The 11,160-nt window shown below is 67.1% G+C and carries 12 protein-coding genes; 3 read left to right on the top strand and 9 right to left on the bottom strand.

Annotation, left to right across the window (positions count from 1 at the left end; all coding sequences use genetic code 11):
- Positions 1-22 precede the first annotated feature (22 nt).
- From metF to ettA, 6 genes are all read right to left on the bottom strand, one after another.
- Positions 23-970 (bottom strand): methylenetetrahydrofolate reductase [NAD(P)H], encoded by a 948-nt coding sequence (gene metF / locus DXK21_RS15825; RefSeq protein ID WP_114818728.1) that lies wholly within the window; start codon positions 968-970, stop codon positions 23-25.
- Complete coding sequence (locus tag DXK21_RS15820) at positions 970-1,932, bottom strand: ArsR/SmtB family transcription factor (protein ID WP_114818727.1); 963 nt, start codon at positions 1,930-1,932, stop codon at positions 970-972. Before DXK21_RS15820 ends, metF begins: the two co-directional genes overlap by 1 nt.
- Positions 1,933-2,199: 267 nt before the next feature.
- Entirely contained in the window at positions 2,200-3,129 is a 930-nt protein-coding gene (locus tag DXK21_RS15815; RefSeq protein WP_114818726.1) for a 2-hydroxyacid dehydrogenase, read from the bottom strand.
- Positions 3,126-3,446 carry a DUF5615 family PIN-like protein gene (locus DXK21_RS15810; protein ID WP_211306062.1) on the bottom strand — a complete coding sequence of 107 codons (321 nt, stop codon included), beginning with the start codon at positions 3,444-3,446 and terminating at the stop codon, positions 3,126-3,128. The genes DXK21_RS15815 and DXK21_RS15810 overlap by 4 nt, the downstream gene beginning before the upstream one ends.
- 8 nt (positions 3,447-3,454) lie before the next feature.
- Positions 3,455-3,682, bottom strand: a complete 228-nt coding sequence (locus DXK21_RS15805; protein ID WP_114818724.1) for a DUF433 domain-containing protein — start codon at positions 3,680-3,682, stop codon at positions 3,455-3,457.
- 24 nt (positions 3,683-3,706) lie between these two features.
- On the bottom strand, positions 3,707-5,374 hold the full coding sequence (ettA, locus tag DXK21_RS15800) for an energy-dependent translational throttle protein EttA (RefSeq protein WP_114818723.1): 1,668 nt from the start codon (positions 5,372-5,374) through the stop codon (positions 3,707-3,709).
- Between the two features lie 178 nt (positions 5,375-5,552).
- On the opposite strand from ettA, the gene DXK21_RS15795 reads away from it, so the two are divergent.
- Positions 5,553-7,061 carry a serine hydrolase gene (locus tag DXK21_RS15795; protein WP_114818722.1) on the top strand — a complete coding sequence of 503 codons (1,509 nt, stop codon included), beginning with the start codon at positions 5,553-5,555 and terminating at the stop codon, positions 7,059-7,061.
- Here the strand turns inward: DXK21_RS15795 and DXK21_RS15790 are convergent.
- The 3 genes from DXK21_RS15790 to DXK21_RS15780 form a co-directional block, all read right to left on the bottom strand.
- Complete coding sequence (locus DXK21_RS15790; RefSeq protein WP_114818721.1) at positions 7,058-7,948, bottom strand: alpha/beta hydrolase; 891 nt, start codon at positions 7,946-7,948, stop codon at positions 7,058-7,060. The genes DXK21_RS15795 and DXK21_RS15790 overlap by 4 nt on opposite strands.
- A gap of 64 nt (positions 7,949-8,012) precedes the next feature.
- On the bottom strand, positions 8,013-8,624 hold the full coding sequence (locus DXK21_RS15785) for a TIGR02466 family protein (RefSeq protein WP_114818720.1): 612 nt from the start codon (positions 8,622-8,624) through the stop codon (positions 8,013-8,015).
- 173 nt (positions 8,625-8,797) lie between these two features.
- Entirely contained in the window at positions 8,798-9,568 is a 771-nt protein-coding gene (locus tag DXK21_RS15780; RefSeq protein ID WP_114818729.1) for a tRNA1(Val) (adenine(37)-N6)-methyltransferase, read from the bottom strand.
- 143 nt (positions 9,569-9,711) lie between these two features.
- On the opposite strand from DXK21_RS15780, the gene DXK21_RS15775 reads away from it, so the two are divergent.
- Together DXK21_RS15775 and DXK21_RS15770 are read left to right on the top strand one after the other, a co-directional pair.
- On the top strand, positions 9,712-10,686 hold the full coding sequence (locus tag DXK21_RS15775) for a polyprenyl synthetase family protein (protein WP_162790719.1): 975 nt from the start codon (positions 9,712-9,714) through the stop codon (positions 10,684-10,686).
- Positions 10,686-11,111, top strand: coding sequence for a hypothetical protein (locus DXK21_RS15770; protein ID WP_114818718.1), 426 nt, complete (start codon positions 10,686-10,688; stop codon positions 11,109-11,111). Before DXK21_RS15775 ends, DXK21_RS15770 begins: the two co-directional genes overlap by 1 nt.
- Positions 11,112-11,160 lie beyond the last annotated feature (49 nt).

Raw genomic sequence — 11,160 nt, 5'->3', positions numbered from 1 at the left:
GGGGAAGGGGAGGGCTGTTTGGCTATGCATTGACCTTGGCCTCACGCACGCCCAGCACCCGGCAGATGGCATAGACCAGCTCGGCGCGGTTCAGGGTGTAGAAGTGGAAGTCGGAGAAGCCCTCTTCCTGCAGCCGCGCGCAGGTCTCGGCGGCGATGGAGGCGGCCAGAAGCTTGCGGGTCTCGGGATCGTCGTCCAGCCCGTCGAAATGGGCCGCGAGCCAGTCAGGGATGGCGGCGCCGCAGGCCGCGCTCATCCGGCTCAGGCCCTTGAAGTTGGACACGGGCATGATGCCGGGGATCAGGGGGATGGTCACGCCCGCGGCACGCACCCGGTCGCGGAAGCGCAGGAAGGCCTCGATGTCGAAGAAGAACTGGCTGACCGCACGCGTGGCGCCAGCGTCCACCTTGGCCTTCAGCACGTCGATGTCGTGGTCGATCGACGGGCTTTCCGGGTGCTTCTCGGGATAGGCGCCGACGGTGATGTCGAAGCCGCCGACGCTGTTGATGGCGCGGGACAGTTCAGTGGCGTTGGCGTAGCCGTCGGTGCGCGGGACGTAAGCGCCGCCGATGCCGTCTCCGCCCGGCGGATCGCCGCGCAGGGCGACGATATGATCGACGCCAATGGCCTTGTAGCCCTCGATGACCTCATCGACCTCGTCGCGGCTGGCCTCGACGCAGGTCAGGTGGGCGGCGGGGCGCAGGGTGGTCTCGCTGATGATGCGCTGCACCGTGCGGTGGGTGCGTTCGCGCGTCGAGCCGCCCGCGCCATAGGTGACGGAGACGAAGGCCGGGTTCAGCGGCTCCAGGCGACGGATGGCGGACCACAGATTGGCCTCGGCCTCATCCGACTTGGGCGGAAAGAACTCGAAGGAGACGTTCACGGCGTTGTGGTTCGAACCGGCGCGCGCGACAGGGCCCAAGGGCGACAACAGCAGGGCGCGGGCTTCAGCGAGAGAGGAGGGGGCCATCAGGCGGTCTTTCGAGCAGAGGCGGCGGCGCGTTCGGCGGCCCAGATGTGGACGGTCAGGCCTTCGGTGTCGGGCGGCAGGGCGACCGGGGCGTCGGCGGTCAGACCCGCCTTCGTCAGCCATTCCTGAATTTCATCGTCGGCGAAGCCCAGGCGGCGGTGCTGGTGCTCTTCGCGAAGTTGCTCCAGCTGGTGCGGGGCGAAGTCGACGATCAGCAGCTTGCCGCCCGGCATGACCAGACGCGCGGCCTCGGCCACGGCGGCGGCGGGGTCGGCCAGGTAGTGCAGGACCTGATGCACGATCACCAGGTCGGCGCTGGCGTGGGGCAGGCGGGTCGAGAAGATGTCGCCGTGGCGCAACTCGACCTTGTCCAGTCCGGCCTTGGAGACATTGGCGCGGGCGATGTTCAGCATGTTCTGCGAAAGGTCGAGCCCGACCGACATCTTCGCCTTCTTGCCAAACAGGGTCAGCATCCGGCCCGAGCCGGTGCCCAGATCGACGACCCGCTCGAACGGGCCGGGACCGGCCGCCTGTTCCACGGCAGTCTCGACCGCCGTTTCGCAGACATAGAGGCTGCGCATCTGGTCCCACTGGGGCGCGACCTGTTCGAAATAGCGAGCGGCGTCGATGGCGCGCTCCTTGCGCACCTCGTCCAGGCGGCGATGGTCGGCCTCGCCCTCGGCGTCGTCCAGCAGGTCCAGCACCGTGTCGATCAGGCGGCGCGACAGGGCGTCGTGCGACAGACGGTAGAAAACTCGCGCCCCATCCGGGAATCGCTCGATCAGGCCCGCGTCGGCCATCAGCTTCAGGTGGCGCGACACGCGCGGTTGGCTCTGGTCCAGAACCCGCGACAGCTCCATGACCGACAGCTCCTCGGCTGCCAGCAGGGAAAGCACCCGCAAACGGGTCGGCTCGCCCGCGGCGCGCAGGGCTTCCACAGTCTGATCAGCAGTCAGCGTCATGCATGCATATAAGGATATCCTTATATGATTATGCAAGCGAAATCTGACCGTAAGCAGGGCTGATGCAGCGGTTAAGCCGCACAGATCGTTCGCTTGTTTATGGAGTTGGCGTGCGCCCTGCCTTTCCTCCCCATTTCATGCGGAGGTGGCGCGACGCCGAAGGCGGCGTGACGGAGGGGGTGACTCAACGGCTGAGGGCGGCGTCGCCCCCTCCACCGCTACGCGGTCCCCCTCCCCATGAAATGGGGAGGAAAAGAGTGGTGCGTCTTAGCCCACGACTGGCGTCTTCAGCGGCTCGCCCGCGAAATGGGCCGACAGGTTCTGCAACAGCAGCATCAGCATCCCCTGCACCGCCTCGGTCGTGGCCCCGGCGGTGTGGGGCGTCAGGACGGTGTTGGGCACGGTGGCCCAGCGCGCAGCGTCGGTCGGCTCGGTCTCGAACACGTCCAGCGCAGCCCCGCCCAGCCGCCCGTCGCGCAGGGCGGCGATCACGGCGTCTTCATCCACCAGCTGACCACGCGCGACATTGACCAGCAGGCCCGACGGCCCCAGCGCCTCGATCACTTCCGCCGAGATCAGGCTCCGATTGCTCTCGTCCGCGCGACAGGCGACGACCAGAACGTCGGCGGCGCGGGCCAGGTCGAGCAGGCTGTCGGCGCGGGGCCAGGCGGCGTCTTTCGCGCGGGGCGCCCACCACTGGACGGTCATGCGCATGACCTCGGCGCGACGGGCCACGGCCTCGCCGATGGCGCCCAGGCCGACGATGCCCAGGGTCTGCCCGCCCATCGACGGGGTGATGGTCTTCGACGCCGGGGTCCAGCCGCCCGCGCGGACCTGACGGTCGCCCTCAGCGATCTGACGTCGCGCGGCCAGGATCAGGCCGATGGCATGGTCGGCTACGTCTTCGTGGTTGATGGCGGGGGCGTGGGTGACGGGCAGGCCGCGCGCGCGGCACCAGTCCACGTCGATGCCGTCATAGCCCGAGGTGAAACAGGCGATCAGCGACAGGTTGGGCAGGCGCTCGATCAGGGCCTTGTCCAGCTCGAACTCGCCCGCAACGACCAGGACGCGCACGTCGTGGGCCGCCTCGATCGGCGGGCCTTCCCAGAAGCGATAGACGTCGTAGGCGCTTTCGAGAAAGACGCTGAGCGGCGCGAGGTGCCGCTGCATGATCAGGATGGCGGGGCGCTGGGTCATGCGCGAACCTCGACCAGATGTGCGCCTTCTGCAAGGCGCTCCTCAATGAATGCCCAGCGCGGCTCCAGCCAGGTCAGCAACGAGCGGGTGGTGGCGTTGCCGAGGCGAAGCCAGACGATCTGGGGGCCGGTCCGTCGGGCTGCGGCCCAGATGGCGAAATCACGGTCTTTGGTGACTATGATGCGGCATTCGCCACTGGCGGTCTCCCAGATGGCGGAATCGGGCGCGTCGAGGCCGACCGAATTCATGGCGTGGACGGCGTCATATCCCTGGCCGCGCAGCCAGTCGGCCAAAGCCGGAGGCAACTGCGCGTCCACAAGAAATTTCACGCGGCGATGACCGCCGTGTCGCCGATCGCTGCGGCGGCGTAGGCGAGACTGGCGCGGATGTCGTCAGCTTCGAGATAGGGGAAATCGGCGAGGATCTCCTCGGCCGTGGCGCCCCCGGCCAGCATGTCGAGCACATCCTGTACTCGAATACGCATGCCCCGAATGCAGGGGCGGCCGCCGTTCTGTTCGCGGTCGATAGTGATGCGGGACAGGAGATCACTCATGCCCCGCATCCTATCATAGTTCTATCAGCGACCGAACTTCTGGTGCTGTATGCGCTTGGGAATGATGCTGTCCGCACCCAGGCGGCGCATCTTGTCCTGTTCGTAGGCTTCGAAGTTGCCCTCGAACCATTCCACGTGGCCGTCGCCTTCGAAGGCCAGGATGTGGGTGGCCAGACGGTCAAGGAACCAGCGGTCGTGGGAGATGACCACGGCGCAGCCGGCGAACTCCTCCAGAGCCTCTTCGAGGTTCTGCAAGGTTTCGATGTCCAGGTCGTTGGTCGGTTCATCGAGCAGGATCAGGTTGCCGCCCGAGGCCAGGGTCTTGGCGAGGTGGACGCGGTTGCGCTCACCGCCGGACAGTTGGCCGACCTTCTTCTGCTGGTCCCCGCCCTTGAAGTTGAAGCTGCCGACATAGGCGCGGGTGTTGATCTCGCGCTTGCCGACCATCATCACGTCGGTGCCGCCCGAGATGGCCTGCCAGATGGTTTCTTCCGGCTTTAGGTCGTCGCGCGACTGATCGACATAGGCCAGCTTGACGGTCTCGCCGACCTTGATGGTGCCGCCGTCGGGCGTTTCCTGGCCGGTGATCAGCTTGAACATGGTCGACTTGCCGGCGCCGTTGGGGCCGATAACGCCGACGATGCCGTTGGGCGGCAGCTTGAAGGTCAGGTTGTCGAACAGGACCTTGTCGCCATAGGACTTCTTCAGGCCCTCGACTTCCAGAACCACGTTGCCCAGGCGCGGGCCAGGCGGGATCTGGATGTGGGCGTGCGTCTGGGCGCCGCGCATCGATTCCTGCTCGTCCACCATCCGCTCATAGGCGGCCAGACGGGCCTTGGACTTGGCCTGACGGGCCTTGGCGCCCGAACGGACCCATTCCAGTTCGCGGGTGAGGGCGCGCTGGCGGGCTTCGGATTCAGAGTTCTCCTGAACGACGCGCTTCTGCTTGGCTTCGAGCCACGAGGAGTAGTTGCCCTCGTGCGGGTGGCCCTTGCCGCGGTCCAGTTCCAGCGTCCACTTGGTCACCAGGTCCAGGAAGTAACGGTCGTGGGTCACCAGGATGACGCAGCCGGGGAAGTTTTCCAGGTGGTGCTGCAGCCAGGCGACGGATTCGGCGTCCAGGTGGTTGGTCGGTTCGTCGAGCAGCAGCATGTCGGGCTTGCTGAGCAGCAGGCGGGCCAGAGCCACGCGGCGCTTTTCACCCCCCGACAGGTTGGTGACTTCCCAATCGTCCGGCGGGCAGCGCAGGGCGCCCATGGCCATTTCGATGCGGCTGTCGATGTCCCAGACGTCGCCGGCGTCGATCTTCTCCTGGAGGGCGGTCATCTCCTCCATCAGCTCGTCGGTGTAGTTTTCGCCCAGTTCGTTGGCGACTTCGTTGAAGCGGTTGACCCACTGCTTTTCTTCGCACCACGACTCGACGTTCTGGCGGACGTTCAGGCTGTCATCCAGCTTGGGTTCCTGTTCCAGGTAGCCGCGCTTGATGCCGTCGGCGGCGCGGGCTTCACCCGTGAACTCGGTGTCCAGGCCGGCCATGATCTTCAGCAGGGTGGACTTACCCGAGCCGTTGACCCCGACGACGCCGATCTTGGCGTCGTTGTAGAAGCTCAGCCAGATGTTCTCGAAGATCTTCTTGCCGCCGGGGAAGGTCTTGGTCAGACCCTGCATCTGGAAAATATATTGCTGCGCCATGAGGTGCGGTTTCGCCCTGTCGTCTGATCTGATGGGGAGGTTGGCGCGGGATGTAGCCGTCGCGGACCCTTTGAGCAAATCTCTAGACGTAACGCGGGGCGGTTTGAAGGCGCTGCATCCGTTCGCCCCCGTCGCGGCCTCTACCCGTCGGCCCGCTGGGGGCAGGGGAGCGAGGTTCATGAAATCACGGTCGATGGGGGCGCTGCTGGCGGCGGCGCTGGTCTGCGCCGCTGGCGAGGCGAGCGCGCAGGACCGCGCGGCCTTCGGTCGGGCGATGGACGCCTTTGCGAGCCGGGCGATGCAGCGGGTCGAGGCGGCGCCCGGTCTGGCCGTGGCCGTGGTCGATCAGGACGGGCTGGTGCATGCGGCGGGCTTCGGCGTGGCGGACGTGGCGACGGGCGCAGCCGTGACGACGGACACGCGATTTTACATCGCCTCGGCCACCAAGAGCTTCACCGCCCTGTCGCTGGCCGCCATGGCGCGGCGGGGCGAGGTGGATCTGGACGCGCCCCTGGCCGACTGGGCGCCGCCGTCCGGCGTGCCGGCGGACATCGCCGCCCGGATCACCCTGACCGACCTGTTGAGCCACCGCTCGGGCGTGGACAATGATCCTATCGCGTTTCGTGTCGCCTATTCCGGCGACTGGACGCCCGAAGTGCTGTGGCGGCTGACGGCGGAGACCGGACCGCGCGACACCCCCTACGGCCAGTTCGTCTATGCCAACTCCGGCTACAACCTGGCCACCGTTCTGAGCGAGCGTCGCTGGGGCCGCGACTGGCGCGACATGGTCGAGGAAGAGGTCCTGACGCCGCTGGGCATGAGCGCCACGACGGCGCGCATCGACGCGGCGCGGGCGACGGCCGCCGTGGTCGCCGCCGGTCATTTCGGGCGCATCCCCGGCCAGCCCGAGCGGTCGCCGCTGCAAAAGACCGACGCCACCATGCAGTCGGCGGGCGGGTTGATCTCTACGGCGAACGACATGGCGATTTGGCTGGAGGCTCAGATCAACGACGGTCGCGTGGCTGGACGTCAGGTGTTGCCGGCAGGGTTGGTCGCCTCGACCCATGTGTCGCAGGTGGCGCAGGACGCGACTTTCGGCCCCTATGTCCGCACCGGCTATGGTCTGGGCTGGCAGGTCGGGCGGTACGGCGAAGACCTGTTGATCCACCACTTCGGAAACTTCTCGGGTTCGCGTGCCCACGTTTCCTTTATGCCGGAGCGGCGTCTGGGCGTGGCCGTCATGGTCAACGAAGACGCCTTCTCCGGCGATCTGGCCGATGTGGTCGCCAACTATGCGTATGACTGGTTCGCCGGCCTGCCCGACATCGAGGCAGTCTATGACGCCAGGCTCGACGCCCTGATCGCTGAGCGCGACCGTCGCCGCACCGGCATTGCAGGCACCGTGGAGGCGCGGGCGAAACGGGCGCGCACCCTGTCGCTGCCGAACGCCGCCTATGTCGGCGACTACGTCAATCCGGCCTATGGAAGGCTGACGATCCGTGAGGCTGGGGACCGGCTGTCGGTCGCCATGGGCGTGCAGCAGGCGCTGGCGGACTATCTCGCCGAGCCGGAAGGTCTGCGCGTCGAACTGACTCCATTCCGAGGAGAAGGCATCGTGTTCAAACTGGACGCCGACGGTCGCCCCGCCTCGCTGGTCTATCAGGACGCGGTGTTCGTGCGGAACTAGGGCTTGGCGGGCAGGACCGCCATCAGCGCCCTTGTGAAGCCGCTTGGCGCGACCGTCAGGTGGTCCTCGTCGTTCAACACTTCGCTGGTCAAGGTCAGGCTCGGATAGGCGCGCGACCGGAGGCGCTCCTCGAAACGAGCGTTGTCTCCGACCATGTCATAGCGAGTGTTGAGGCGACCTGACCCCGGAAACTCGTACTCGCCGATATACATATGGACCCGCGCCGGAAGGTCCGTGTGGGCGCGGGCATAGTCAGCTTCAGTCTGCATCATGGCGTGATCGCCGAACCAGAAAGACGGACTGCCCAGAATATAGCCATCGAACAGCTCCGGTTCGCTGAACAGGATCTGCGCCCCCAGCAGCCCGCCATAGGAGTGGCCCAGCAGGATGCGGCGCTCTGGGTCCGCTCGGAAGCGGTTCTCGATGAAGGGCAGGGCCTGAGTCTTCAGATAGGCCTGATAGGCGACGCCGCCGCCCGTGCGGTCATTGATACGGACGGGAGTGTAGTCGCGGGTGCGGCTGCTCATGCCGCCTTCTCCCACCGCGTAGGACAGGCCGACCAGAATGAACTCCTCGATCACCGGACCATTCAGATTCACCCGCCGGGCGATCTGGCGGATGATGGGGAAGGCGTAGTCGGCGTCGGTGACATAGAGGACCGGATAGCGGCGGTTCGGCTCGGCCTCATAGCTGGCGGGCAGGCTGACGAAAACCTCGTAGTCGCGGCCCGAGACGGGGTCGGGCACCGACCAGACCTGGGCGCCTTTCAGCACATAGGGCGCGCCCTCGGCGGCGGATTCGGCTGTGGTTTGAGCGTCCGCCCGTTCGCCGCAGCCCGCAGCGAGGCTCGCCGTCAGCAGAATCGTCGCCAGTCCCAATGCCCGCATGGAGGCCCCCTCAAGCTTCACCAGAAGGGCAGACTTCAGGGCAAATGCGGCCTTGAAAGGGCGATCAGGCGTAGTTGAAGCTGATGGAGATACGCTGTTCCTCGGCGCGATTGGCCGGGACCTCGTGGCGCAGCCAGCTTTCCCACATCAGGATCGTGCCCGAGGCGGGCTTCAGATAGACGAAGGGCTTCTCAGCCTCGGTCGCTTCGGCGGTCAAGCCGGGGCGGGCCATCATCATGACCAGGCGCGGGTCCTCGATCTTCAGCGACGAGGCGCCGTCGGGCACGTGGATGTAGATGGTGCCCGAAATGATGGCGTGCGGGTGGATGTGGCCAGTGTGGCCGCCGCCGGGCATCAGGACATTGACCCACAGATTGTCCAGCTTGGGCTTGCGCGCCAGATCGAAGTGCAGCGCCTTGGCGTAGGCGGCGGCGTGCTTGTCCAACTGCTTCTTCAGCTCGGCGAACTCAGGAAAGCGGTGCGGCAGGTCGTTGATCGAGCCGTAGGAGGTGTAGCCCGGATAATGGTTGGTCTTGCACCACGCGATCCCAGCCTCGTCCTCCTCGGCCATTACCAGGCAGAGGTCGAGGATTTCCTCGTGCAGCTCGGCCCAGCCGGGCGCGGCGGCCAGCGAGGCTTCGTACACTTGGGTCGGGAAGAGGGGGCGCAGGGACATGGGGCGGTCATACCTCTCCCTCCCCATTTTGGGGAGGGTGGTTGAGCCCGAAGCGGCGAAACCGGGGGGGGCTTCGGCAAATAGGTCGCCGCGTTTCGTATCGCCAAGCCCTCCCCACCCGTCTGACGCTGCGCGTCAGCCACCCTCCCCATGAAGGGGAGGGAGAGGCGTCATCACCAACCCAGCCCCGCTTCGCCGCGCAGGATGGCCTCGGCCTCGGGGCTGTGTTTGGCCTCGGTGCGGTCGTGCAGGATCAGGGGCGGCAGCAGGCGTAGCGGCGCCTTGCCGGTCTTGATGGCCTGGACCAGGACCCGCTTGGCGGGCTGGTCGGCGTAGGGATGGATGGGGCGGATGGCGAAGGAGCCGGCTTTCTCGCCCAGCAGGGCCAGCAGGTCGGCCAGACGGTCGGCGCGGTGGATGACCACGATCTTGCCGCCTTCGCGCACGGCTTTCAGCAGGAAGCCGGTCCAGGCCTTCAGCCCGTCGTCGGCCATCCAGGCTCCCATCTTGCCGGGGCCGGGCGCCCGCAGCGCGCCGGGATCGTCGAAGAAGGGCGGGTTGCTGACGGCCCAATCGAAGGGGGGAAGATCCAGCGCCCGAAACCCCTGCGCCACATCGCCGCTGAGAATGGTCGCGCGGTCCTCAATGCCGTTCAGCGCGGCGTTCTCGCGCGCCAGTCCGGCGGCGGTCAGATCGCGCTCCAGCCCGGTCAGGGCGACGCCGGGGCGTCGGGCGGCGACCTGCATCAGCACCGCGCCCGCGCCGCAGCCCGCCTCGATCAGCCGCTCGCCCGGTTTGGCGTCCACGGCGGCGGCCAGCAGGGCGGCGTCCATGCCTGCGCGATAACCCTTCACAGGTTGGCGCAGCCGCACGCGACCGCCCAGCAGGGCGGATTCCGCAACATCCGCTACGGCGGTAAGGCTTGACCCGGCTTGACCCATCATGACGCCGCCACCATTGTGCGCCGCATCGCGTTCGAGCAAGCGGATGCGTGTGATTTCCGGGCGAATCTCCCCCTTCGCCCCCTGAGTTGAAAGAGATTTTCGTGGACGCAGCTCTCGTCGCCGCTCCCCGCCCCAAGGGCGATGTGGACGCTCTTGTTCGTCTGGCGAAGGACGACATGGCGGCGGTTGACGCCCTGATCATCGCCCGGATGCAGTCCGACGTGCCGGTGATCCCCCTGCTGGCCGAGCATCTGATCTCGGCGGGCGGCAAGCGCCTGCGCCCCCTGCTGACCGTCGCCGCCGCCCGCGCTGTCGGGACACGGGGCGACATCGCCGCCGCCACGAAGCTGGCCGCCTCGGTCGAGTTCATCCACACCGCCACCCTGCTGCACGACGACATCGTCGACGGCTCGGAAATGCGGCGCGGCAAGGTGGCGGCGCATCTGATCTGGGGTGCGGCCTCGTCGGTGCTGGTCGGCGACTTCCTGTTCGCGCGCGCCTTTGAACTGATGGTCGAGACGGATTCCCTGCGCGCCCTTGGCATCCTGGCCACGGCGTCCAGCGTCATCGCCGAGGGCGAGGTGCTGCAACTGACCCGCGCCCACGACCTGAACCTGGATCAGGCCACCTATCTGCAGATCATCCGCGCCAAGACCGCGGAACTGTTCGCCGCCGCCGCCGAGTCGGGCGCGGTGGGCGCGGGCGCGACCGAGGAACAGGTCAAGGCGCTGCGCGACTACGGTATGGCTTTGGGCATAGCCTTCCAGCTGGCCGACGACGCGCTTGATTACGGCAGCGACACGGCGACGCTCGGCAAGAACGCGGGCGACGACTTCAATGAGGGCAAAGCGACCCTGCCGCTGCTGCTGGCCGTCCAGCGCACGAAGGGCAAGGAAGACCTGTTCTGGGACCGCGTCATCACCAAGGGCGAACGCACGCCCGAGGATTTCGTCCGGGCGCGTGAACTGATCCTGGGGACGGGCGCGGTCGAAGCTACGCTGGACGCCGCCGGCGACTATGCCGACCGGGCCAAGGCGGCGCTGTCGGTCCTGCCGGCCAGCGACTGGCGCTCGGCGCTGGAAGATCTGGCCGACTTCGCCGTCAGCCGCGCGGCCTGATGCTGCTTGGGCTCGTCATCGCGGGGATGCTGACGGCGGCCCCGCAAGACCTGCCGCGATTCACCATGACGCCTGAACCCGGCGACGCGCTGAAGGCCGAGCTCTTCCGCCTGACGCCGGGCGATCCCGAGGCGCAGGCCCGCGTCCTGCTGGGCGCAAATGAGGCCGAGGCCGAGGTCGAGGCCGAGACGTTCAGCGTTCACGCCTCCGGTCCCCTGATGATGATGTATCGCGAGGCCGTCGGTCCGGCGGGCGGGCTGGTGCTCTACGCCGGGCCCGAAGCCGAACATAGGCCCGACGCCGCCTGCCTGCTGACGCGCAACCCGGACGGCGAACACAACAACGCGCAGCGTGCGACGGAGTGGTGCCTGTCCTTCATCCTGAAGACGGCGCCGACGTTGAACATTCCGCCGGCGCCGCTCTAGGTAGTGTGGACAAAGTGGATTCCCAAATCACCAGATGACTGATTCAAGG

The organism is Brevundimonas bullata, assembly GCF_003350205.1.
Lineage (GTDB): Bacteria > Pseudomonadota > Alphaproteobacteria > Caulobacterales > Caulobacteraceae > Brevundimonas > Brevundimonas bullata.
The sequence above is the reverse complement of the archived record's forward strand: the minus strand, read 5'-3'. Positions and strand labels throughout refer to the sequence as shown.